Genomic DNA, 21,938 nt, shown 5'->3' on the forward strand with positions numbered 1-21,938 from the left:
GCCCCGAAGGGCGCGCCAGATCAGCGCTTAGTCGTCACGGTGGACGCGTTCGCGGCGCTCGTGGCGTTCCTGGGCCTCGACGCTCATGGTCGCCGTCGGGCGAGCTTCCAGTCGGGCCAGGCCGATCGGCTCGCCCGTCTCCTCGCAATAGCCATACGAGCCGTCCTCGACGCGGCGCAGGGCCTGGTCGATCTTGGAGATCAGCTTGCGTTGACGATCACGGGTACGGAGCTCAAGAGCCCTGTCGGTTTCCGAGGACGCACGATCGGCCAGATCGGCGTGATTCTCGGTTTCTTTCTGGAGATGGGAAACCGTCTCGCGAGATTCGCGGAGGATCTCTTCCTTCCAGGCCAGCAGCTTTTGCTTGAAATATTCAAGCTGCCGGTCGTTCATAAAAGGCTCGTCCTCGGAAGGACGGTAGTTGGATTTCTCTACTAGAACTGTGGCCGTTTGCATTAACGCCTCACGCCCCAATGAACTCAGCCCTCGAAGGCCGCGTGCTTATACCAAAAGGTGAGCCGTGTTCAATGAACCTCGCGTTAGTGATGCGTTCACAAGCGCGCGTTCGCCCGTCAGGCTTCATTTTTCCGGCAAAGGCGGACGCCAGCGAGAGGCGTGGGGCCTGCGTCAGCGGCATGATCGCCTGAAGGACGCCCCCACGGTCCATGCTAGCTCGTCCTGAACTGCAGCTTGGCCAGTTCAACGGCGGCCCGTGTCTCGATCTCGTTCAAGACCCCCTCCAACCGAGGATCATCGGTCGCTTCGCGCTGCTCGCGGATGGCGCGCGAAAGTCGATCCAGAGCATCCGGCGAAATATCGCCGTCGATCAAGGCGATCCGCACCTCACCTAGAATATCGAGGATGTTGTCGGCGCGGCGCACCGCGCGCTTACGGCGCTCCAGCGGACCGCCGACGGGTCCTGCGGCCTGCAGCGCCAGAAGCGCGTCGACCGAGCCCACGCCGGTCAGCCCCCCGACCGAGGCGGTGCTGGCCGCGCCGCTGGCGGCATTGACAGAGGGCAGCGAAAAGCCCGGCGAACCACCGGCCGGCTTGGCCCGCGACGCGCCGGTCGCCGAGACACCCCCCGTGCTGGAAACCTTCATCCGACAGCTCCAAAAGCCACGCGCGCGAGTCACAAACCTCGCAACGCCCTTATAATCAGTTTGGCCGCTTGAAGTATGGTTAATGCCGGGCAGATTCTGCCGTGAGGCGCCGTCTGGACCGCCGTCACCCCTGGAATCCCTTGAGTCACAAGGGCTTGGACACGCTCATAAAACTGGCCCGCTTCTGGCATGGGGCGGCGCGGGGACGTCTCCCCGCCACGGGACAGCCATGCCGCGTTCACTCTTTCGCACCGTTCTGACCGCCCTGGTCGCCGCCTCCTGCCTGATCGCCGCGCCGGCGTTCGCCAAGTCGCGGATCAAGGACATCGTCTCCTTCGAGGGCGTCCGCGAGAACCAGTTGATCGGTTACGGCATCGTCGTGGGCCTCAACGGCACCGGCGACAGCCTGCGCAACGCACCGATGACCAAGCAGAGCCTCGAGGCCATGCTGGAGCGGCAGGGCGTCAACGTCCGCGACAACAACCTGAACACCAAGAACACCGCCGCCGTCATGGTCACGGCCAACCTGCCGCCGTTCTCGGCTTCGGGCTCGAAGGTCGACGTCACCGTCTCGACCCTGGGCGACGCCAAGAGCCTCTTGGGCGGCACCCTTCTGGTCACCAGCCTGCAGGGCGCGGACGGCCAGACCTATGCGGTCGCCCAAGGCACGGTGCAAACGGGCTCGGTCTCGGCCGGCGGCGCCTCGGGCAGCTCGGTCACCAAAGGCGTTCCGACGGCCGGCCGCATCGCCGGCGGCGGCGTCATCGAGCGCGAGACGGGCTTTCAGATGGTCAATATGGACATCATGCGCCTGACCCTGCGCAATCCGGACTTCACCACCGCCCGCCGCATCGCCGACGCCATCAACGCCAAGTTCCCCGGCTGCGCCCAGGCCCAGAACCCCACGATCATCGCCACCCGCCCGCCGCCCGGCATGGACATGATCAGCTTCATGACCAACATCGAGAACCTGATGGTCGAGCCCGACGGTCCGGCCAAGGTGGTGATCGACGAGGTGGCCGGCGTCATCGTCATGGGCGACGACGTGCGCATCAGCCAGGTGGCCATCGCCCAGGGTAACCTGACGATCACCGTGCAGGAGAACCCGGCCGTCAGCCAGCCGGCCCCGTTCAGCCAGGGCCAGACCGCCGTCGTTCCGCAGTCGACCGTTAATGTCGAGGAAGAGAAGGGCAAGAAGCTTCTGACGCTTGGCGGCGCGCCTTCGCTGAAGGGCCTGATCGGCGGTCTCAACGCCCTGGGCGTGACGCCGCGCGACATGATTTCGATCCTGCAGGCGGTGAAGGCCGCCGGCGCCCTGCAAGCCGATATCGAGGTGATGTGATGAGCGTCCTCTCCCCCCTGACCAGCCTGACCCCGCGCATCGACGCCGCCGCAACCACCGCCAAACAGCTGGTGATGTCGGCCGAGGAAAAGGCCAAGCGCGCCCAGATCGCCGACACCGCTAAGACCTTCGAAGCCTCCTTCCTGTCGGTGATGACCCAGCAGATGTTCGAGGGGGTGAAGACCTCCGCGCCCTTCGGCGGCGGCAACGGCGAGGCGATGTTCAAGTCGATCCTCACCGACGCGATGTCGAAGGAGATCGCCAAGGCCGGCGGCGTGGGTCTCGCCTCCACCATCCAGCGTGAAATGCTGAAGCTTCAGGGCCTGAAGGAGTAGAGTCATGGCCATCGCCGCCGTCGACGCCAACGATCGCGTCCACCAACTGATCCTTCTGACCGAGCGCCTGACCGATCTGATCGCCAAGCAGGCTGTCGCCTTCGAGACCCACCGTCCGCACGAAGCGGCCCAGTACGTCGAGGAGACCTCGAAGCTGGCCAACCTCTATCGGCACGAGTCGATGCGGGTGCGGGCCAATGTCGGACTGGTCGAGAGCGCGCGCCTGGAACTTCGCCAGCGCCTGATGCGGGCCACCGAGGCCTTTGACGCGGTCCTGGCGCGCCAGTCCCGCGCGGTCGAAGCCGCCAAGATCGTTACCGAGGGCCTGGTTCATGCCATCGCCCAGGAAGTCGCCAGCCAGCGCGCCGCGCCCGCCACCACCTACGGCGCCGGTGGCATGGTCAATGACCGTCCGCAGCACGGCGCGGCGATCACGCTGAACCGCAAGGCTTAAGCTAGGCCGCAAGGATCGGGTGGAGGACGCGGCGCGATCGCCGGCATTCCAAGGCGTCAATCGCTTTGGAGCCCCTCCATGTCCTTCGTCATTTCCGGTCTGCCAGCTGAGCGCTTCGCACCGTTGTTCGCCATGGATGATGCGGCCCTCGCCGCGCGCGGCGTCGTCCGGCGCACGGCGAGCGCCAAGCCAGGCTTTCCTTGTCGCGTCGCGCTGCAGGACGCCGAGGTCGGCGAAACGGTTCTGCTGCTCAACTACGCCCATCAGACCGCCGAGACGCCCTATCGTTCCTCCTACGCCATCTATGTCAGCCAAAGCGCTGTCGCGGCCTGGACGGGCGAGAACACGATCCCGCCCGCCATGTTCGGTCGACCGATCGCGCTTCGTGCTTTCGACAAGGACGGCATGTTGCTGAGCGCCGAGATCGCCCGGGACGAGGCCTTGGCCGCCGCTATCGAACGGCAGCTGGCCACGCCCGGCGCAGCCTACCTGCACGCTCACAACGCCGCCCACGGCTGTTTCGTGACCCGGATCGACCGCGGCGCTTGAGGCGTGGTTCAGGCCGCCAGCGTGAACACGCCCGCCCGCCGGACTGCGCCCTCGGGGTCGCCAAAATCGGACACCGGATACTCTGCGAGCAAGACCAGTCGCCCGGCCGGCAGAAACACGCGCCAGGGATCGCCGATCAGCACGGCGATCCCGGCGCCCCGGCAGCGCTCGAGGTAGGCTGTTACCCGCGTCGCCAGGTCCTGCTCGTAGAACAGGTCGCCCACCAGGATCAGGTCGGCGTCCGGAACGTCTCCTGTCGTGAGGTCGCCCAGGACCGTCTCGACCTCGACCGCGTTGGCGGCCGCGTTGAGGCGCGTGGCGATCAGCGCATAGGGGTCGATATCAGCCGCACACGCCCTGCTCGCGCCCGCCAGCGCCGCGGAAATCGCCACAAGCCCCCCGCCGGCGCCCAGATCCAGAACGCGCCGCCCGGCCACCATTTCGGGGTTGTCGAGGATGTGCCGGGCCATCGCGAGACCGCCACCCCAGGGGCGCGCCCAATAGGGGGAGCCAAAGCCTGGATCAGCCTCGGCCAGGCGCATCAGCCCACTGCGCGGCGTTGCGCGATGCAGACGTACTTCGGGGATCCCCGGGGTCGGAGCCAGCGGCAGGCGTTCGCGGATGAAGGCGTCGAGGTCCAAGCCCGGGACTAAGGACCTAGTCACGCCCGCCGATCAACCGCTTCTTGCGCCGATGCAGGCTCGCGGCGACCACGATCAGAACCAGCGGGACCAGCCCCGACAGCAAAAGCTCCGCGCCCCCGGGCCAGCCGTGCAACCAGGGTTTCAGCAGGTAGCCCAGCAGCCCCAGCACGTAATAGCCGACTGCGAAGATCGACAGGCCTTCCACCAGCCCCTGCAGCTTGGTCTGCAGTTGCAGGCTGGCGTCCATGCCGCGCAGGGTTTCCTGGTTCTGGCGGTCTTGGGCCAGGCCGAGCTTGGTGCGCAGAAGGTCGCCGCTGCGGGCGATCCGCAGAGACAGATCATCCAGGCGTCGGTCGGCCGCCTCGCGGGTCCGCATGGCCGGCAGCAGGCGGCGGGCGATGAACTCGCTCATGGTCGAGTGACCGGGTGCGCGGCGCTCGCGCAGGGCCTCAAGGCGATCCAGCGTAAGCCGGTGATACGACTCGGTCGCGCCGCGCCGGAACTGGTTCTTCGCCGCGCGAAGCTCGACCTCGGCCGACAAGGCCAGAAGCTGATCCAGAACCGCTTGGCTGTCTTCGCCCGTCGCCAGTCCGCTGGTGATCGCCGCCAGCCGGGCCTCGGCGCCGTCAAGCCAGGCCAGCAGTTCACGCGCGGGCGGGAAGCCGATCAGGGCCAGCTTTCGATAGTTGCCGATCTCGAGCAGGGTCTGGACCAGGCGCGAGACCTCGTCGTGGGCCAGACCATGGTTGGCGACGTGGATCCGGCCGGCCCCGCCCTCGCGCAGGCGGAAGTCACTCCAGATCCGCGCCGCGCCGTCGAAGACCTCGCACGAGACGCAGCGATGCAGGTCGATGTGACGTCCCAGCGCCGCCTCGTCGGGCCGAGCCAAGCCCGGCGCGGAGACCGAAATCTCGACGCCGCGAAAGACTTCGCCAGGCGCGCCATAGAGCCAAAAGAAGATCTCCGACGGCTGAGCGTCGAAACCCAGCGAGTCGCCCAGCGGTCCATAGGCGAACCACGTCCAGGTCGAGAACTCCTGATGCCGCTCCCACAGCCAGCCGCCGTGCTCATCGGCCATGAGAACCCGACCGAGCGCCGGATCCTGCCCCGGCGCGAACAACGATACAAAGGCGGCCTCGGCGGCGCGCTCGGCGGCGTCGACCAGGAACACCCATTGGCGTAGCCGGACCGGCGCGCGGTCCAAAGGCAGCGCCCTCAGATGCATCAGCTCGCTCAGCGCCACCCTCAGCGGATGATCTCGACCGCCGTCCATATCGCCCTCGCCCTGTGTCGCGGATCTTCGAGTCACGCCCGATGTTACCGGTCACATAGCTTTAGCCAACATCGTCCGCGGCGTCACGCCTTTTGAGCGCGATCCGTCGCTCGACGCCGATCGCCGCCAAGAAATCCTCGTCATGGCTGACGACCAGAAGCGCGCCGTCATAGGCCGAAAGAGCCGCTTCGATCGCCTCGATCGAGGCCAGGTCCAGGTGGTTGGTCGGCTCGTCCAAAATCAGCAGCTGAGGCGGCGTCGCGGCGCATAGCACGCAGGCCAGGGCCGCCCGCAGGCGCTCGCCGCCGCTCAAGGTTCCCGCCGCCTGATGCGCCGCCGTGTTGCGGAACAGGAACCGCGCCAGCGCCGCATGCGCCGCGTTGGGGCTGGCGGTCGGGTTCAGGCGTCGGAAGTTCTCCAGGATCGTCTCGTCGTCGCGCAACAGGGCGGCGCGCTGGTCGAGCAGCGCGAACGGCGCGCCCAGCCGCACCGCGCCCTGCGTCGGCGCCAGCGCCCCGGTGATTAGGCGGATCAGCGTCGTCTTGCCCGCCCCGTTCGGTCCGCTCAGCGCTACCCGCTCAGGACCGCAGATCCGCCAGGACAGGCCGTCGATCCCGGGCGCGGCGCCCGGCCAGGCGAAGCCGACATCGTCCAGCGCCAGCACCGTCCGTCCCTCGGGCAGGCCGCTGGGCGGAAGCTCGAAGCCCAGCGCCCGGGCCCGCTCCACCCGCGCTTCGGCGGCCGCCTTGGCGTCGCGCGCCTGGGCCGCCAGCTTGTCGGCGAGCTTGCCCTCCCTGGCCCCGCTGTTCTGGGCCCGCTCGGCCATGGCGCCGAGCAGGATCTTGGGCGTCCCGCCCCGATCGGCGAAGCGGCGGCCGGCGGCGTCGCGACGCGCCTTGCGCTCCTGCGCGATCTGCGCCTCGCGGCTGACGCGCCGGACCTCGCGCTCGGCATGGTCGAGATCGCGTTGGGCGGCCTCGGCCTCCAGCGCCTTGCGCTCGACATAGAGATCATAGCCTCCGCCATAGGACCGCGCGCCCAGGGAAGAGAGCTCGACGATCCGGTCCATGCCGCGCAGCAGGGTCCGATCGTGGCTGACCACCACCGCCCCACCCCGCCAGCGCGACAGCAACCGGACCACCACCGCGCGCGCTTCTGCGTCCAGGTTGTTAGTCGGCTCGTCAAGCAGCAGGACGTCCGGCGCGGCGACCAGCAGGCGGGCCAGCCCCGCACGCGTCGCCTGGCCGCCCGATAGCGATGCGGCAGGTCGTTCGAGGTCAAGATCGCCAAGGCCCACATCAGACAAGGCCTGGTCTAGGCGTCCGGGCAGGTCCCAGTCGGCCTCGACGAAATCGTCCTCGTCAGCCTCGCCGCGCTCGATCCGCGACAAGCGGTCCCAGGCCGGCCCAGAGCCCAACAAGTCGACCACACGTGTCTGGCTGGACAGGTCGGGAATCTGCGCCAGAACGCCGACCGCGCCGGCCCTGGCGATGGTTCCGGACCGGGGCGCGCGCGCGCCGGCGATCAGCGCCAGCAAGGTGCTCTTACCCACGCCGTTACGCCCGACGAGACCGATCCGCTCGGCCCCGATCGCGAGGTTCAGATTTTCGAAGAGAAGCCGGCCGTCAGGCGTGGCGGCGGAAACGGAATCCAGGGTGATGAAGGACATGCAGGCCCACGGTCAGGGAAACGGGAAGGACGAAGCGGTCTTCCGTCTTGCTGATCATGGGGGCCTCCATCGGATAAGAAGCGGTGGCTTCTACGCTCGCGAACAGAGTTCGGCAAGCGTGCTCGCGGGTCGGCCTAGCTCGGCGACATGGTGTTCAGGACGTAGAGTAACGAGCCGATCCCGCCGATGAACACCAGCATGTCGATAACGATCGAGCGCGGCTTTGGGGCCCGCAAGGCGTCGAACGCCTCGTGCTTGGCTTCCTGCTTTCCGCTTTCCGCGGCCTTCTTGGCCATGAGCGTTCTTCCCTAGACGCCGGGACCTCGCCCGAGCATGGCCGAAGAAACATGCTCAGCCTAAAGATGACGCTTCCAAACAGGGTTTAGGGATTGCGAACGGACGCGCTTCAGGTGCGCGCTGCTGACACTTTCTGTCAGCAAGCGGCGTGGCTCGCGCGCGCGACGTTTGTTCGCATCTTGTTCTTGTGTTAATCCGCGCGCTGAGCCCTACATATAGCCGCTGCGCCGCGACCGATGTCGCGGTCCAACGTTCCGGAAAACATGGCTGAGCAACTGAACTTCATCCGCGTTCGCGGCGCCCGTGAGCACAATCTCAAGGACGTCAGCGTCGACATTCCGCGCGGCGAGCTGGTCGTGCTGACCGGCCTGTCGGGCTCGGGCAAGTCGTCTCTGGCCTTCGACACGATCTACGCCGAGGGCCAGCGCCGCTACGTGGAGAGCCTGTCGGCCTATGCGCGTCAGTTCCTGGAGCTGATGAGCAAGCCGGACGTGGATCTGATCGAAGGCCTGTCGCCGGCGATCTCGATCGAGCAGAAGACCACCAGCCGCAACCCGCGCTCGACCGTCGGCACGGTGACCGAGATCCACGACTACATGCGCCTGCTGTGGGCGCGGGTCGGGGTCCCCTACTCGCCCGCCACCGGCCTGCCGATCGAGAGCCAGACCATCAGCCAGATGGTCGACAAGATCACCGCCCTGCCCGAAGGCACGCGCCTTTACTTGCTGGCCCCCGTCGTTCGCGACCGCAAGGGCGAGTACAAGAAAGAAATCGCCGAGTGGCAGAAGGCCGGCTTCCAGCGGCTGAAGATCGACGGGCAGTACTACCCGATCGAGGACGCCCCGGCGCTGGACAAGAAGTTCAAGCACGACATTGACGTGGTCGTGGACCGCGTGGTGACCAAGCCCGATATGGAGCAGCGCCTGGCCGACTCCATCGAGCAGGCCCTGCGTCTGGCCGACGGCCTGGCGGTGGCAGAGTTCGCCACGCTGGAGGAAGGCGAGACCGAGCCCAAGCGCATCCTGTTCTCGGAACGCTTCGCCTGCCCGGTCAGCGGTTTCACGATCGCCGAGATCGAGCCGCGGCTGTTCTCGTTCAACAATCCGGCCGGCGCCTGCCCGGTCTGCGACGGCCTGGGCGCGAAGCTGGCCTTCGACGCCGATCTGCTGATCCCCGACAAGGACAAGAGCCTGCACAAGGGCGCGGTCGCCCCGTGGGCCAAGGGGCCTTCCCCGCTCTACACCCAGACCCTGCAGGCCCTGGCGCGGCACTACGGTTTCTCGATGGACGAGCCGTGGCACAAGCTGTCGGCCGACGCCCGCGACGTGGTGCTGAACGGCTCCAAGGGGACGAAGATCAAGTTCGTCTATGACGACAACGCGCGGAAGTACGAGGTCGAAAAGCCCTTTGAAGGCGTGCTGCCGAACCTGGAGCGCCGCTGGCGCGAAACCGACAGCAGCTGGGTGCGCGAGGAGCTGGGCCGCTTCCAGTCCGACACCCCGTGCGAGAGCTGCCACGGCAAGCGCCTGAAGCCCGAGGCCCTGGCGGTGAAGGTCGACGGCCGCGACATCGCCGAGATCTCGGGCCTGGCCATCCGCCCGGCCCGCGACTGGTTCGCCAGCCTTGAGGGCAAGCTCTCCGACAAGCAGATGGAAATCGCCCGGCGGATCCTGAAGGAGATCAACGACCGCCTGCGGTTCCTGGTGGATGTGGGCCTGGACTATCTGAACATGTCGCGCGGCTCGGGCACCCTGTCGGGCGGCGAGAGCCAGCGCATCCGCTTGGCCAGCCAGATCGGCTCGGGCCTGACCGGGGTTCTCTACGTCCTAGACGAGCCGTCGATCGGGCTGCACCAGCGCGACAACACCCGCCTCCTGGCCTCGCTGCAGGGCCTGCGGGACCTGGGCAATTCGGTGCTGGTGGTGGAGCACGACGAGGAAGCGATCCTCACCGCCGACTATGTGATCGACATGGGCCCGGCCGCCGGCGTGCATGGCGGCGAGATCGTCGCCCAGGGCAAGCCGGCCGAGATCATGGCCAATCCCAAGAGCGTCACCGGCATGTACCTGACCGGCGCGCGCGAGATCGAGGTGCCCGAACAGCGCCGACCGATCAGCACCAAGAAGATGCTGCGCGTCGTCGGCGCCACCGGCAACAACCTCAAGGGCGTCACCGCCGAGATCCCCGTGGGGACCTTCACCTGCATCACGGGCGTGTCGGGCGGCGGCAAGTCGACCTTCACGATCGAGACCCTGTACAAGGCCGCCGCGCGCCGTCTGAACAACGCCAGCGACGCCCCCGCCCCGCACGAGCGGATCGAGGGGCTGGAGCACTTCGACAAGGTCATCGACATCGACCAGAGCCCGATCGGCCGCACCCCGCGCTCGAACCCGGCGACCTATACCGGCGCGTTCGGCCCGATCCGCGACTGGTTCGCCGGCCTGCCGGAAAGCAAGGCGCGCGGCTATGGTCCGGGCCGGTTCAGCTTCAACGTCAAGGGCGGCCGCTGCGAGGCCTGTCAGGGCGACGGCGTCATCAAGATCGAGATGCACTTCCTGCCCGACGTCTACGTCACCTGCGATATCTGCAAGGGCAAGCGCTACAACCGCGAGACCCTCGACGTGGTGTTCAAGGGCAAGACCATCGCCGACGTCCTGGACATGACCGTCGAGGAGGCCGCCGACTTCTTCAAGGCCGTGCCGCCGATCCGCGACAAGATGGAGACGCTCAAGCGCGTCGGTCTCAGCTACATCAAGGTCGGCCAGCAGGCCACGACCCTGTCGGGCGGCGAGGCCCAGCGCGTGAAGCTGTCCAAGGAGCTGTCCAAGCGGGCCACCGGCCGCACGCTCTACATCCTCGACGAGCCGACCACCGGCCTGCACTTCGAGGACACCAAGAAGCTCTTGGAGGTGCTGCACGAGCTGGCCGACCAGGGCAACACCGTGGTCGTCATCGAGCACAATCTCGACGTGGTGAAGACGGCCGACTGGCTGCTGGACTTTGGTCCCGAGGGCGGCGACGGCGGCGGCGAGATCGTCGCGGTCGGCTCGCCCCAGGACGTGGCCAAGGTCGAGGCCAGCTGGACCGGGCGCTACCTGAAGGAGCTGCTGGACCGCCACGAGGAGCGCCGCAAGGCGCGGGTGGCGGCGCTGAAGGCCAAGCGGGCTTAGGGCGGCTCAGCAGGCTGGCGCGGCTTAGCCGCCCCAGCCTTCCGAGGCCGTCTGGCCGCCCGTCAGTTCACGATAGATGGTCGGCGCCGGCGACAGCATGATCAGGGCGCTGAGCACCGCCATGAAGCCCGAGAACAGCTGCTGGACGATGCCCGACGGCGTGAAATAGCTGCTGAGCGAGGTGGTGTCGGCGCGCAGGGCTCCGCCGGCCGCCGAGAAGTCGCCGGTGACGATGGCGACGGCGGCATAGACGATGATGACGATCAGCAGCCAGACGATCGCGCTCATCACCACCGCGACCAGATAGGCGCCGAGCAGCGACCAGAAGGCCCCCTTGGTCACCGACATCGAGCGGAAGAAGACGATCTCGCCCTTGTCGAAGGTCATGGCGCTGGCCAGCGACAGACGGACCAGCAGGTAGATCGCCCCTAGAATAGCGCCCAGCAGCACGAGCACGCCCAGCAAGCCGCCGCCCACGGCGCTCAGCACGCCGGTGAGCAGCGCCCCCCCGAAGAACACCGCCATCAGCAGCAGGCCCGTCAGCACCGAGACCGCGATCTGGAGGAGCTCGTCCTTGCCCACGCGAAGAAACGCGAAACGATTGTCGTCGCGACGCTGGATCATGCGGTTGAGCGCCGCCAGGGTGACCCCTTGAACGACGAGGTTGTAGGGCAGCGTCCATAGCAGCGTCGGGATCATCTGATCAGCGAGCTTGGTCATTTCCTCGGGGCTGGCGCCGTCCGGATTGCTCATCAGGGCCATCGCCGCTTCCATCTGCGCCCCGAAGAAATGGATCGTCAGGGCATTGGCGATGATGGACACCACGGTCATCACCGCGATCCAGATCCCGACCGTCTTCAGATTCTCCCGCACCAGCCGGAAACCGGAAAAGGCCGCGTCGGAGGCCGAGAACTTCGCCATGACTTGCTCGTGGAATGATGGGACCCAGGTTCGCCCCTAGGCCTAACAAGGTTCGCGGCGGTTCAACAGGGCGTCCCGCGCGAAATCGACAACAGGCGCCTTGCTTCCAATCCGCCCACCTCTAACGTTCGTTTGAACGGCCCGCTGGACGAGGCCGAGGGAGGCCCGATGAAACTCTATGGCGAAGCCATGCCCGCGCCCAATCCGCGACGGGTGCGTATCTTTCTCGCGGAAAAGGGCGTGGAGGTTCCGGAGATCCTGATAGGCATGATGCAGGGCGGACACAGAAGCCCCGAGCACCTGGCGCGCAACAGCCTGGGCCAAGTCCCAGTGCTGGAACTGGACGATGGAACCACGATCAGCGAGACGATCGCCATCTGCCGCTATTTCGAGGTGCTGCATCCCGATCCGCCGCTGTTCGGCGTCAGCGCCCTGGAGCAGGCCCAGATCGAGATGTGGACCCGGCGCATGGAGTTTCGCCTGATGGTTCCGATCGGCATGTTCTGGCGCCACGCCCACCCGCTGACTGCGCGCCTGCTGAAGCAGAACGTCGAGTTCGGGGAATCCAACCGCGAGGTCGTCGGGAAGGGGCAACTCTGGTTGGATCGCGAGCTGTCCGACGGTCGCCCCTACCTGACCGGCGAGACCTATACGATCGCCGACATCGCCGGGCAGACCGCCCTGGACTTCGCCGACTTTACCGGCCTGTCGACGCCGGCCGAGGCCAAGCACGTCCTGGCCTGGCGCGAGCGGATGGCCGCACGGCCCAGCGCGTCGGCCTAGAAGGCCTAGGCGTGCAGGCCCGCGTCGATCTCGTCCTGGTTCAACTGGGCGAAGGCGCGGGCCGGGGCGGCCACCAGGATCACCGTCTGCAGGGTCAGGAAGACCGGGGCCAACAGCATATTGGCCAGCAGGCTGAGGATCAGCCACGAATTGCTGGCCGCCAGTCCGCTGGCGCCCAGATTGACCGCCGCCGTCAACCACTTGCCGATCACGCCCGCCACAGCCGCGCCCAGCAGGGACACGAGAATCCAGATCGCGATGGTCAGCACGAACATGCCCAGCAGCCGCCAGAACTGTCCGTGGGTCTGGATCCAGGCGGCGCGGATATCGATGTGGTGATGGGAGAAGGCGTGGGGGCCCAGCAGCGACAGGCGCACGGCCACCCATAGCGAGAAGCCGATCACCGACAGGGCGCCCAGGAAGGCGAACCAGGCGGCCGCCGCGCCAGACAGCAGCGAGGAACCCAGCACCACTACCCCCGACGGGATGATCGTGCACAGCAGCGCCGTGGCCCAGGTGATCAGCGACACGATCAGCAGCTGAATCTCTTCCTTGCCCAGCCGCAGATAGGCGAAGCGATCGTTGGTCGGCTCCAGCACCGAACGGATGATCGCCGCCTGCAGCACAGCGCCCAGCAGCAGGGCCAGGGCGACCAGCAGCACCATCGCGCCGCCCAGGTTCATCACCAGGTCCAGCAACTCGCGCGGGTCGGCTGAAGAGCCGCGCCCCGCCAGGACTTGCCGTCCCTCATCGCCCAGGCCGATCTTCACCAGCAGGCCCAGGATCGGCAGCATGACCAGCGAGAACGCGGCCCACGCCAGCGCGGTCAGCGGCCGGCGGCGCATGGTCTGCAGACCTTCGAGAGCGGCGTCGACAGGGCGAACAGACATTACGGCGTCCTACTGTGCCGCGCTGTGGCGGTAGAAGTGGGCGAGCGCGCCGGTCCAGGCGGGCATCGCGTAGAAATAGGTGCAGGCCGCCATAACGGCGGCCACGACCGGACCTTGGCCGGGCGCGACACTCAACAGAGCGCTCAGCACGATCACCGGGATCGAGATCGCAAGGCCGATCACCAGGAGGATATGCGTCCGGCCCCGCGTGAGCGAGAAGGCGCTCAGCACGCGCACCCCGGCCTGAGCGACCGTGGCGGGCGCCGACAGAGACAGGCGCAGCCCCAGCCAGATCAGGATGAACAGGCTCACCAGCGGCACGATCGCCACGATCAGACCAGCCGGCCCGGCCTGAGCGAACGCCTCGCGCCAAGCCTCGGTGGTCGACGGATCGAAATTCGGCGCGGCGGTTCGCGCCACGCCCAGCGCCACGCCCCCGACGATCACCAGAAGGATCGAGCCGATCAGGGCGAACAGGCCAAGGATCATCAACTGGGCGGCCAGAAGTCGCCACTCGTCCCGCCCCCAACGCAGCCCCTTGAAGCCGGCCGCGCGGCCGAACGCGCGACGGAACAGCGCCCCTTGGGCGACGATCCCAGCGACCAGAGCGATCACGAAACGCGCGCCGGACGGCAGTGAACTGGCGGCGACGCTGAGCATCGCCGCCAGCGCGAGCGCGCCCCAGCAGTCGCGAACCGCGCCACCCACGTCAGAAAGGCCCGCCCGCAGGGTCGCGCTGACTCCCGCCGATCCTTCCGTCATCCCGTCATGTCCCTCAGGCGCGGCGCTCATCCCGACCTAGGACGAGTCGCCGCTATCCCTGACAATCTAGGGTCTCGCCGCGCGTCTGGCGATGGCGCCGCGCGGCGAACGCTGGATTTCGAGCAACCGTACCGCTCGCGCCACGGCGGCGTCAGGTCTCCGAGGTGAGCGCGCGATGCGCCGCCGCCCAAGGCGCGAAGAAGATCGTGTGCACCACCGCGCTGAACAGCGCGCCCAAGGCGCCGATCACCGCCAGCCAGGGCCACACCTCCCGCAGGATGGTCAGGGGCGGCTGCGCCATGAACGCCTCGAAGCCGCCCTCGCCGTGCAAGGCCGCGATCGACCCGCCGGCGGCGAAGATCGTCCCCAGCAGCACGGTCGCCACGAGGATCTCCACGCCGATGATGAAGACAATGACCAGCAAGGCCATGCCCAGAAGCCGCCACCCCTGACCCTTGGTCAGGCTCCAGGACTCAAAGAGCCGGAACTGGTTGTCGACGAAGGTCATCGGCGCGGCCATCGACAGGCGCAGCGCCAGCCAGACCAGGACAATGACGGCGATCGCCGCGCCTCCCAGGGCCGTGCCCACCGCCGCCATGGCGCCGTTCTCACCGCCGCTGAAGCCGGCCACAGCCGCCAGGACGGCGATGACCAGGGCCACGACGAATGCGACGATCATAATCAGAACCTGCTCGACCAGCAGCAGCAAGGTCAGCCACATCTCGCGTGAGCCGATCCGCAGATAGGCCCAGGACGACTGGCTGGGCGTCAGCACCGCGCGGAAAACCGCCGCGCAGAACACCGCCCGCACGAAGGTCGACCATAGCCAGAACAAGAGATTGGCCGCCGTCATACCCGACTGCGCCTGCATCATCTGACGCATGAACTCAGGATCGGGCGCGCCCTCCTTCTGGGTCATGGCCAGTTGCACAAACTGCTGAAACTGCGGCCCGAGCGCCAGAAAGGCCAGGATCGCGGGGATGACCATCCCCACAGCCAGGGCCAGCGCCCAGCCCACCACCGTCAAAGGCTTGCGACCAATGACGCCGAAGCCGGCTGTCGCCGCTTCGGTCACGGAAAACCTCGCCATGTCCCCTCCCCATGCTCGCCAGGCGCGCAGGGCCCGGCCCAGGATCGTGAGCCTACACGAGGTTTCGCCAAACGACAGCCGGGGGTATAGGGCGCGCCATGACCACGAACTCGACCTATCAGCCTGTCCACGTCATTGGCGGCGGCCTCGCCGGTTCCGAAGCCGCCTGGCAGATCGCCCAGAGCGGCGTGCCCGTCATCCTGCACGAGATGCGCAAGGACGACGCCACCGGCAAAGTCATCACCGATGCGCACCAGACCGACGGCCTGGCCGAGATGGTGTGCTCCAACTCGTTCCGCTCGGACGACTGGCAGTTCAACGCCGTGGGCCTGCTGCACGCCGAGATGCGCAAGCTAGGCAGCCTGATCATGGCCTGCGCCGACCAGCACCAGGTGCCGGCCGGCGGCGCCCTGGCCGTCGACCGCGACGGCTTCTCCGCCGAGGTCACCCAGCGCCTGTCGCAGCATCCGCTGGTCACGATCATCCGCGAGGAGATCGCGGGCCTGCCGCCGGCGGATTGGGACAACGTCATCGTCGCCACCGGTCCCCTCACCTCACCGGCGCTCGCCCAGGCGGTCCTGGACCTGACCGGCGAAGGTCAGCTCAGCTTCTTCGACGCCATCGCGCCGATCATCCATTTTGAGTCCATCAATATGGACATCGCCTGGCGCCAGTCGCGCTACGACAAGGAAGGCCCGGGCGGCGATGCGGCCGCCTACATCAACTGCCCGATGAACAAGGAGCAGTACGAGGCCTTCATCGACGCCCTGCTGGCCGGCCCCAAGTCCGAGTTCAAGGAGTGGGAGAACGTCCCCTATTTCGACGGCTGCCTGCCGATCGAGGTGATGGCCGAGCGCGGCCGCGAGACTCTGCGTCACGGTCCGATGAAGCCTGTGGGCCTGACCAATCCGCGCGATCCCCTGGTCAAGGCCTACGCCATCGTCCAGCTGCGCCAGGACAACGCCCTGGGCACGCTGTGGAACATGGTCGGCTTCCAGACCAAGCTGAAGCACGGCGTCCAGGCCGAGACCTTCCGGATGATCCCGGGTCTGGAAGACGCCCAGTTCGCCCGCCTGGGCGGCCTGCACCGCAACACCTTCATCAACTCGCCCAAGCTGCTGGACAAGTCGCTGCGGATGAAGGCGATGCCGCGCCTGCGTTTCGCGGGCCAAGTCACCGGCGTTGAGGGCTATGTCGAGAGCGCGGCGATGGGCCTGCTCACAGGCCGGTTCGCCGCCGCCGACCGCAAGGGCGCGCCGATCGACGCCCCGCCGCCGACCACCGCCCTGGGGGCGCTGGTCGAGCACATCACCGGCGGCCACCTCGAGGCCGGCAACGGTCCTGGCAGCTTCCAGCCGATGAACATCAACTATGGCCTGCTGCCGCCGCTCGAAGCGCCGAAGGTCGACGAGGACGGCAAGAAGATCCCGCTGAAGGAACGCGGGCGCGCCAAGAAGCGGCTGATGAGCCTGCGCGCGCTGAAGGACCTGGACGCCTGGATGGCCTGAGGGGCGTTCAGGGCGCCGCCGGGCGGCGCAGGCCGCGCGTGGCCTTCTCCTGCGGATAGTAGCGGAAGCCCTTGAGGACGATCTTGATGGCTTCCCAGTGGATCGCCACCAGGATGCCGGCGACCTGCCAAGGATGGCCCAGCAAGGCCTTGAGGATGGCGCCGTCCGTCAGGCTTCGCCGTTCGCCGGCGAACGTGGCCGAGAGAATGACGCCGCCCTCGTCCAGCACGTCGACGCCGACGCTGACCGCTTCGGCCGGCGGCTTGGTCTCGAAGTCATAGCGCAGGTTCATCGGCAAGAAGGGCGAGACGTAAAACGCCTTGCCCGCCTCCTGCTCCACCCAGCCGTCGAGGCCCAGGCGCGCGGGCATCACATAGTCGTGGCGCTGGCCGAAGGTGTTGCGCACCGCATGGACGGTGGCGACCAGCCGCCCCTGCGCGTCGTGGCAGAAGAAAACGGTGAGCGGGTTGAACCCCTTGCCGAGGATGCGCGGCATGGTCAGCACCCGGATGGTCGTGACGCCCCTGGCCAAGCCATGGGCCGACAGCTTGGCCAGGATTTCGTCCTTCAGGGTCGCGGTCGGGTCGTCGAGGTGGTCGCGATCGTGAAACCCGACCAGGTTCCAGGCCTTGCGCGAGAACAGGCGAAGTCGGGCGCTCAGCGCCTCGACCTCGTCGAGGTCGAGCAACAGCATGAAGACGCCATAGCGCAGGTGATGGCGCTTGGGGCGGGTACGGTCGTGGACGACGTGGCCCGCATAGAGCGCCGAGCGGGAGGTCACGCAACCAGCTCGCGGTCAGCGGCCTGATCGGCCACGTCCAGGACGATGCGGCCCGACGGGTTGGGCACGAGCCAGGGGCGACGCACGCCGCCCAGTTGCTCGGCGACCGCCAGACCCGCCTGCAGGCCGTCCTCGTGGAAGCCCGATCCGAAATAGGCCCCGCAGAACCAGGTGCGACGACGCCCCTGCAGAGCCCACAGGCGACGCTGGGCCAACATGGCAGGGCCATCGAACAGCGGGTGTTCATAGACCTGGTCGTGCATCAGGCCAGCGGGGTCCTGCATCGGGTTCAGCGACAGGAAGTAGGGTCGCTCGACGCCCAGGGGCTGAAGGATGTTCATCCAGTAGGTGACACCGCCCTCGCCATCCTCGCCGCGACGGCCGACGTGGTTCCAGCTGGCCCAGGCGCCCCGGCGACGCGGCATCAGGGCCGGGTCGCTGTGCAGCACCGCGCGGTTACGGCTGTAGCGGAAAGCCCCCAGGAGCTCGCGTTCCTCGGCGCTCGGCGCAGCCAGCATCGACAGAGCCTGGTCGGCGTGGGCGCCGATCACGACGTGATCGAACGCGCGGGTCTCGCCGGTCGCATCCTCGATCTTTACGCCGTCGGGACCGCGATGGATCGCCTTGACGGGCCGCCCGGTCAGGATCGGCCCCGACACGCCGGCGGCCAGCTTTTCGACATAGCGCGCCGAGCCGCCGACGACGGTGCGCCAGATCGGCCGCTTGTCGATCGGCAGCATAAGGCCGTGATTGTCAAAGAACCGCAGCAGCGCCGCCGCCGGAAACTCGCGGATGTCGCGCATCGACGCCGACCAGATCGCGGCGGCCTGCGGCAGCAGGTGGTCTTCCTGAAACGCGCGCCCGAAACCCTGGCGGCGCAGATAGTCGTCAAGCCGGCAGAGGCCGCCCTGCTCCAGGTCCGCCGGGATGTTGCGGCCCTCACGATAAAAGCGCACCACGTCCAGCAGCATCTTGATGAAGCGCGGGTTGGCGACGTTGCGCTTTTGGGCCAGCAGCTTGGTGCTGGAATATTCCAGCGCACCGCCGTCCAGCGAGACGCCGAACGACATGTCGGTCTCGGTCGTCTCGACGCCGATATGCCGGAACAGGGCCGTGAGGTTGGGATAGTTCGGCTCGTTGTAGACGATGAAGCCGGTGTCGACGGCCACGCCCTCGGCGATGATGGTGTTGGCGTGCCCGCCCAGTCGGTTGTCCGCCTCGTACAGCGTCACGTCATGCCGGTGGGACAGGAGCCAAGCCGCAGAAAGACCTGATACGCCAGCGCCGATCACGGCGATGGATTGGCGAGGAACAACGTTGGCCAAGACTCTCTCCCAAAGCGCCAGGGCGACGCTTGCCAAGAGTTACGCGTCATCGTGACGAACGGACGCATCCGAACGGCTTGCCGGCGCGTAACCTTCCCGAACCATCTCGGAGGACGACCCATGAGCCTGGTGAAGACCGCGATCCACGCCTTCGAGGACGCGCCCATGCCCGACCTCGTGTCGCGCGCCGCCATCGACTTCCTGGTGGGCGACGCCCGTCGCCGCCTGCAGCAGGCGCCGGCCAACGCGACCCTGGCCTTCGCCAAGGAGATGGAGACGCGACCGATCGCGACCCATACGGCGAACGCCAACGAGCAGCACTATGAACTGCCCGCGCCGTTCTTCGAGGCGGTCCTGGGCCCGAACCTGAAGTACTCCAGCGGCCTCTATCCGCCCGGCGCCATTACGTTGGCCGAGGGTGAGGCTGCGGCTCTGCGCGAGACCGCCGAACACGCGGATCTGCGCGATGGGCAATCGGTCCTGGAGCTGGGCTGCGGCTGGGGCTCGCTGTCGCTGTGGATGGCCTCGCGATGCCCCAACTCGAGCATCACCTCGGTGTCGAACTCGGCCTCGCAACGCGCCTTCATCGAGGCCCGTGCGGCGCAGATGGGCCTGACCAACCTGACGGTGATCACGGCCGACATGAACGACTTCCAGACCGAGCAGCGCTTTGATCGCGTGGTGTCGGTCGAGATGTTCGAGCACATGTCCAACTGGCGCGCCCTGCTGACCCGGGTGCGTGGCTGGCTGAAGCCGGACGGCTTGCTGTTCCTGCACGTGTTCACGCACAAGAACACGCCCTACCGCTTCGAGGTCGACGATCCGGCCGACTGGATCGCCCAGTACTTCTTCAGCGGCGGCGTGATGCCCAGCCACGACCTGCCCCAGCAGTTCCCTGACCTCTTCACTGTCGAACAGGACTGGCGCTGGAGCGGCGAACACTACGCCCGCACCGCCCGCCAGTGGCTGGAAAACTTCGACGCCCGCCGCGCCACGATCGATCCGATCCTGGCCGAGGTCTATGGCAAGCACGCCACCGTCTGGCGCCGCCGCTGGCGCCTGTTCTTCCTGGCCACTGCGGGCCTGTTTGGCCATTGCGGCGGTGAGGAATGGGGCGTCAGCCACTATCGGATGCGCCCGGTCCCGGCGGAGACAGCTCAATGATCCAGTTCGCCGTCGCCTATGTCGGGACCGCCCTGGCGATGCTGGTCCTCGACATCATCTGGCTGACCCAGATGGTCAACCGGCTCTACCAGCCTCGCATCGGCGAGTTGCTGGCTGAAAAGCCGTCGATGCCACCAGCGGTGATCTTCTACCTGCTGTACGTGACCGGCATCGTCGTTCTGGCGGTCCTGCCGGCGCTGCGCGAGGGTGGCTGGAAGCGCCTGCTGGTCCACGCCGCCGTCTTCGGTCTCGTCGCCTACGCCACCTATGACCTGACCAATCAGGCCACGCTGAAGACCTGGTCGACGACAATCACCCTGGTCGACATGGCCTGGGGCACGTTCATCACCACGGTCTCGGCCTCCGCCGGCTACGCCGCCGCGCGCTGGTTCGCGGCGCGCTGACCACCGCCCCTCCCCTTCCATAAGTAAGTGATTTATGACTTATGGACAGGCGCCCGCTTCACGGCGTGGCGCTTGCGCGGGCGCCTGCGTCGGTTGTCGACCCTGGCGGCTCGCAAAAGGGGACTTGGTCGCTCCGCCTGCTAGGGTGATGCGATCAAGGGCGCGGAGCGAACGTGGCGAACGGTGTCGACATCGGGGTGAGGGCCAAGGCGCGTTGCGACGCCCTGGGGACGCCGCCTTACAGTGAGATCGACGGCCAACTGACCCGCCGCTTCCTGACGGCCGCCCACGGCGCTGCGCTGGACGCTCTCGCGGGATGGATGGCTGAAGCCGGCATGCGCGTGCGCCGAGACGCCGCCGCCAATCTGATCGGCCGCTACGAGGGCGAGACGCCCGGCGCCAAGGCTCTGATCATCGGCTCGCATATCGACAGCGTCCGCAACGGCGGTCGCTACGATGGGCCGCTGGGGATCATGCTGGGGATCGACGTGGTCGAGGCGCTGCATCGCGCCGCCCGCCGCCTGCCCTTCGCAATCGAGATCGTAGCCTTCGGCGACGAGGAGGGCTCGCGCTTTCCCGCCTCGATGAGCTGCAGCCGCGCCATCACCGGAACCCTGGACGCCAGCGCTCTGGAGATGCGTGACGCTGACGGCGTCTCGGTCGCCGAGGCGCTGATCGCGTTCGGCGGCGATCCGGCCAATATCGCTTCCGCCACCCGCCGGCCCGAGGACGTCCTGGCCTTCCTGGAGGCCCATATCGAGCAAGGCCCGGTGCTGGAAGCCGAGGGCCTGGCCCTGGGCGTCGTCACCGCCATCGCCGCCCAGAAGCGCCTGATGGTGCGGATCACGGGCATGGCCGGACATGCCGGCACGACGCCCATGGGTCTGCGCAAGGACCCCGGCCCCGCCGCCGGCGAGGCGATGCTGGCCCTGGAGCGGATCTGCCGCGCCGGAACCGACGGCCTGGTCGGCACGGTGGGACGCATGACCGCCCTGCCCGGCGCTTTCAACGTCATTCCAGGCGCGGTCGAGTTCTCGATGGACATCCGGGCCGAGACCTCCGCCACGCGCGACGCCGCCGTCGAAGCCATCACCACCGAGATCCACGCCATCGCCGCCGCGCGGGGCCTTTCGGCGACCGTCACCCTGATGCAGGCCCTGGCCGAGAGCCCCTGCGATCCGTCGCTGATGGCCCTTCTGGAAGAGGCGCTGAGCGACCTTGGCCTGCCCGCCCGCCGCCTGCCCTCGGGCGCGGGTCACGACGCCATGGTGATGGCCGACCTCTGCCCCACCGCCATGCTGTTCATCCGCTGCGAGGGCGGCATCAGCCACAACCCGGCCGAGGCCGTCACCGAGGCCGACTGCGCCCTGGCGGCCCGGGTGATGCTGGGGTTTGTGGAGAAGCTTTCCCTTACCGTGTCATCCCGGCCGCAGCGCAGCGGAGAGCCGGGACCGCAACAATCGCCGGCGCATCC

The 21,938-nt window shown here is 67.5% G+C and carries 22 protein-coding genes and 1 pseudogene; 10 read left to right on the forward strand and 13 right to left on the reverse strand.

The features are described from left to right. Positions 1 to 27: 27 nt before the first annotated feature. Both dksA and fliX read right to left on the reverse strand, forming a co-directional pair. Positions 28 to 456 (reverse strand): RNA polymerase-binding protein DksA, encoded by a 429-nt coding sequence (dksA, locus tag OVA11_RS16340; RefSeq protein ID WP_268068314.1) that lies wholly within the window; start codon positions 454 to 456, stop codon positions 28 to 30. A 212-nt stretch (positions 457 to 668) separates the two neighbouring features. Further along, positions 669 to 1,103, reverse strand: a complete 435-nt coding sequence (gene fliX, locus OVA11_RS16345; protein WP_268068315.1) for a flagellar assembly regulator FliX — start codon at positions 1,101 to 1,103, stop codon at positions 669 to 671. Positions 1,104 to 1,332: 229 nt separating this feature from the next. On the opposite strand from fliX, the gene OVA11_RS16350 reads away from it, so the two are divergent. From OVA11_RS16350 to OVA11_RS16365, 4 genes are all read left to right on the forward strand, one after another. Next, complete coding sequence (locus OVA11_RS16350; RefSeq protein WP_268068316.1) at positions 1,333 to 2,445, forward strand: flagellar basal body P-ring protein FlgI; 1,113 nt, start codon at positions 1,333 to 1,335, stop codon at positions 2,443 to 2,445. Beyond that, a complete protein-coding gene (locus tag OVA11_RS16355) occupies positions 2,445 to 2,780 on the forward strand; it encodes a rod-binding protein (RefSeq protein WP_268068317.1) in 336 nt (111 codons plus the stop codon). The genes OVA11_RS16350 and OVA11_RS16355 overlap by 1 nt, the downstream gene beginning before the upstream one ends. A gap of 4 nt (positions 2,781 to 2,784) precedes the next feature. Continuing rightward, a complete protein-coding gene (gene flbY / locus OVA11_RS16360; RefSeq protein ID WP_268068318.1) occupies positions 2,785 to 3,234 on the forward strand; it encodes a flagellar basal body protein FlbY in 450 nt (149 codons plus the stop codon). A 78-nt stretch (positions 3,235 to 3,312) separates the two neighbouring features. Then, entirely contained in the window at positions 3,313 to 3,783 is a 471-nt protein-coding gene (locus tag OVA11_RS16365) for a DUF1203 domain-containing protein (RefSeq protein ID WP_268068319.1), read from the forward strand. Positions 3,784 to 3,791: 8 nt separating this feature from the next. Here OVA11_RS16365 and OVA11_RS16370 read toward each other — a convergent pair whose 3' ends face one another. From OVA11_RS16370 to OVA11_RS16390, 5 genes are all read right to left on the reverse strand, one after another. Then, positions 3,792 to 4,424 carry a class I SAM-dependent methyltransferase gene (locus OVA11_RS16370; protein WP_268068320.1) on the reverse strand — a complete coding sequence of 211 codons (633 nt, stop codon included), beginning with the start codon at positions 4,422 to 4,424 and terminating at the stop codon, positions 3,792 to 3,794. Positions 4,425 to 4,440: 16 nt separating this feature from the next. Further along, positions 4,441 to 5,700, reverse strand: a complete 1,260-nt coding sequence (locus OVA11_RS16375) for a DUF3422 domain-containing protein (protein ID WP_268068321.1) — start codon at positions 5,698 to 5,700, stop codon at positions 4,441 to 4,443. Between the two features lie 61 nt (positions 5,701 to 5,761). Continuing rightward, the gene (locus OVA11_RS16380; protein WP_268068322.1) at positions 5,762 to 7,369 is read right to left on the reverse strand and encodes an ABC-F family ATP-binding cassette domain-containing protein; all 1,608 of its coding nucleotides are present in this window, start codon (positions 7,367 to 7,369) and stop codon (positions 5,762 to 5,764) included. Then, complete coding sequence (locus OVA11_RS16385; protein ID WP_268068324.1) at positions 7,326 to 7,439, reverse strand: hypothetical protein; 114 nt, start codon at positions 7,437 to 7,439, stop codon at positions 7,326 to 7,328. The genes OVA11_RS16380 and OVA11_RS16385 overlap by 44 nt, the downstream gene beginning before the upstream one ends. Positions 7,440 to 7,503: 64 nt before the next feature. Beyond that, entirely contained in the window at positions 7,504 to 7,665 is a 162-nt protein-coding gene (locus tag OVA11_RS16390) for a hypothetical protein (RefSeq protein WP_268068325.1), read from the reverse strand. Between the two features lie 264 nt (positions 7,666 to 7,929). On the opposite strand from OVA11_RS16390, the gene uvrA reads away from it, so the two are divergent. Continuing rightward, on the forward strand, positions 7,930 to 10,836 hold the full coding sequence (uvrA, locus tag OVA11_RS16395) for an excinuclease ABC subunit UvrA (protein WP_268068326.1): 2,907 nt from the start codon (positions 7,930 to 7,932) through the stop codon (positions 10,834 to 10,836). A 24-nt stretch (positions 10,837 to 10,860) separates the two neighbouring features. Here the strand turns inward: uvrA and OVA11_RS16400 are convergent, their stop codons facing one another. Continuing rightward, complete coding sequence (locus OVA11_RS16400; protein ID WP_268068327.1) at positions 10,861 to 11,757, reverse strand: hypothetical protein; 897 nt, start codon at positions 11,755 to 11,757, stop codon at positions 10,861 to 10,863. 168 nt (positions 11,758 to 11,925) lie between these two features. Here OVA11_RS16400 and OVA11_RS16405 point away from each other — a divergent pair, with 168 nt between their 5' ends. Beyond that, positions 11,926 to 12,540: a glutathione S-transferase family protein gene (locus tag OVA11_RS16405; protein WP_268068328.1), complete on the forward strand. Its 615-nt coding sequence runs from the start codon at positions 11,926 to 11,928 to the stop codon at positions 12,538 to 12,540. Between the two features lie 5 nt (positions 12,541 to 12,545). Here the strand turns inward: OVA11_RS16405 and OVA11_RS16410 are convergent, their stop codons facing one another. The 3 genes from OVA11_RS16410 to OVA11_RS16420 all read right to left on the reverse strand — a co-directional run bounded on the left by OVA11_RS16410 (position 12,546) and on the right by OVA11_RS16420 (position 15,282). Next, entirely contained in the window at positions 12,546 to 13,430 is an 885-nt protein-coding gene (locus OVA11_RS16410; RefSeq protein ID WP_268068329.1) for a hypothetical protein, read from the reverse strand. A 9-nt stretch (positions 13,431 to 13,439) separates the two neighbouring features. Continuing rightward, positions 13,440 to 14,192: a hypothetical protein gene (locus OVA11_RS16415; protein ID WP_268068330.1), complete on the reverse strand. Its 753-nt coding sequence runs from the start codon at positions 14,190 to 14,192 to the stop codon at positions 13,440 to 13,442. 151 nt (positions 14,193 to 14,343) lie between these two features. After that, positions 14,344 to 15,282, reverse strand: a complete 939-nt coding sequence (locus OVA11_RS16420; protein WP_268068331.1) for a hypothetical protein — start codon at positions 15,280 to 15,282, stop codon at positions 14,344 to 14,346. Positions 15,283 to 15,380: 98 nt separating this feature from the next. Between OVA11_RS16420 and trmFO the strand changes: the two genes are divergently transcribed. Further along, entirely contained in the window at positions 15,381 to 16,790 is a 1,410-nt protein-coding gene (gene trmFO / locus OVA11_RS16425) for a methylenetetrahydrofolate--tRNA-(uracil(54)-C(5))-methyltransferase (FADH(2)-oxidizing) TrmFO (protein ID WP_268068332.1), read from the forward strand. A 7-nt stretch (positions 16,791 to 16,797) separates the two neighbouring features. Here the strand turns inward: trmFO and OVA11_RS16430 are convergent, their stop codons facing one another. After that, positions 16,798 to 17,571: a DUF1365 domain-containing protein gene (locus tag OVA11_RS16430; RefSeq protein WP_268068333.1), complete on the reverse strand. Its 774-nt coding sequence runs from the start codon at positions 17,569 to 17,571 to the stop codon at positions 16,798 to 16,800. After that, complete coding sequence (locus OVA11_RS16435; protein WP_268068334.1) at positions 17,568 to 18,896, reverse strand: NAD(P)/FAD-dependent oxidoreductase; 1,329 nt, start codon at positions 18,894 to 18,896, stop codon at positions 17,568 to 17,570. The genes OVA11_RS16430 and OVA11_RS16435 overlap by 4 nt, the downstream gene beginning before the upstream one ends. A 120-nt stretch (positions 18,897 to 19,016) precedes the next feature. On the opposite strand from OVA11_RS16435, the gene OVA11_RS16440 reads away from it, so the two are divergent. From OVA11_RS16440 to OVA11_RS16450, 3 genes and pseudogenes are all read left to right on the forward strand, one after another. Further along, the gene (locus OVA11_RS16440; protein WP_268068335.1) at positions 19,017 to 20,060 is read left to right on the forward strand and encodes an SAM-dependent methyltransferase; all 1,044 of its coding nucleotides are present in this window, start codon (positions 19,017 to 19,019) and stop codon (positions 20,058 to 20,060) included. Further along, entirely contained in the window at positions 20,057 to 20,464 is a 408-nt protein-coding gene (locus OVA11_RS16445) for a DUF2177 family protein (RefSeq protein ID WP_268068336.1), read from the forward strand. The genes OVA11_RS16440 and OVA11_RS16445 overlap by 4 nt, the downstream gene beginning before the upstream one ends. A 173-nt stretch (positions 20,465 to 20,637) precedes the next feature. Next, positions 20,638 to 21,900 (forward strand): annotated as a pseudogene (locus OVA11_RS16450) (allantoate amidohydrolase); the annotation flags it as partial. Between the last annotated feature and the right edge of the window lie 38 nt (positions 21,901 to 21,938).

It is taken from the genome of Caulobacter sp. SL161, assembly GCF_026672375.1.
GTDB lineage: Bacteria > Pseudomonadota > Alphaproteobacteria > Caulobacterales > Caulobacteraceae > Caulobacter.

Bases quoted from the DNA above. Each gene is read 5' to 3' on its own strand.
- dksA (WP_268068314.1), bottom strand. From the start codon at position 456: ATGCAAACGGCCACAGTTCTAGTAGAGAAATCCAACTACCGTCCTTCC.
- fliX (WP_268068315.1), bottom strand. From the start codon at position 1,103: ATGAAGGTTTCCAGCACGGGGGGTGTCTCGGCGACCGGCGCGTCGCGG.
- OVA11_RS16350 (WP_268068316.1), top strand. From the start codon at position 1,333: ATGCCGCGTTCACTCTTTCGCACCGTTCTGACCGCCCTGGTCGCCGCC.
- OVA11_RS16355 (WP_268068317.1), top strand. From the start codon at position 2,445: ATGAGCGTCCTCTCCCCCCTGACCAGCCTGACCCCGCGCATCGACGCC.
- flbY (WP_268068318.1), top strand. From the start codon at position 2,785: ATGGCCATCGCCGCCGTCGACGCCAACGATCGCGTCCACCAACTGATC.
- OVA11_RS16365 (WP_268068319.1), top strand. From the start codon at position 3,313: ATGTCCTTCGTCATTTCCGGTCTGCCAGCTGAGCGCTTCGCACCGTTG.
- OVA11_RS16375 (WP_268068321.1), bottom strand. From the start codon at position 5,700: ATGGACGGCGGTCGAGATCATCCGCTGAGGGTGGCGCTGAGCGAGCTG.
- OVA11_RS16380 (WP_268068322.1), bottom strand. From the start codon at position 7,369: ATGTCCTTCATCACCCTGGATTCCGTTTCCGCCGCCACGCCTGACGGC.
- OVA11_RS16385 (WP_268068324.1), bottom strand. From the start codon at position 7,439: ATGGAGGCCCCCATGATCAGCAAGACGGAAGACCGCTTCGTCCTTCCC.
- OVA11_RS16390 (WP_268068325.1), bottom strand. From the start codon at position 7,665: ATGGCCAAGAAGGCCGCGGAAAGCGGAAAGCAGGAAGCCAAGCACGAG.
- uvrA (WP_268068326.1), top strand. From the start codon at position 7,930: ATGGCTGAGCAACTGAACTTCATCCGCGTTCGCGGCGCCCGTGAGCAC.
- OVA11_RS16400 (WP_268068327.1), bottom strand. From the start codon at position 11,757: ATGGCGAAGTTCTCGGCCTCCGACGCGGCCTTTTCCGGTTTCCGGCTG.
- OVA11_RS16405 (WP_268068328.1), top strand. From the start codon at position 11,926: ATGAAACTCTATGGCGAAGCCATGCCCGCGCCCAATCCGCGACGGGTG.
- OVA11_RS16410 (WP_268068329.1), bottom strand. From the start codon at position 13,430: ATGTCTGTTCGCCCTGTCGACGCCGCTCTCGAAGGTCTGCAGACCATG.
- OVA11_RS16415 (WP_268068330.1), bottom strand. From the start codon at position 14,192: ATGACGGAAGGATCGGCGGGAGTCAGCGCGACCCTGCGGGCGGGCCTT.
- OVA11_RS16420 (WP_268068331.1), bottom strand. From the start codon at position 15,282: ATGGCGAGGTTTTCCGTGACCGAAGCGGCGACAGCCGGCTTCGGCGTC.
- trmFO (WP_268068332.1), top strand. From the start codon at position 15,381: ATGACCACGAACTCGACCTATCAGCCTGTCCACGTCATTGGCGGCGGC.
- OVA11_RS16440 (WP_268068335.1), top strand. From the start codon at position 19,017: ATGAGCCTGGTGAAGACCGCGATCCACGCCTTCGAGGACGCGCCCATG.
- OVA11_RS16445 (WP_268068336.1), top strand. From the start codon at position 20,057: ATGATCCAGTTCGCCGTCGCCTATGTCGGGACCGCCCTGGCGATGCTG.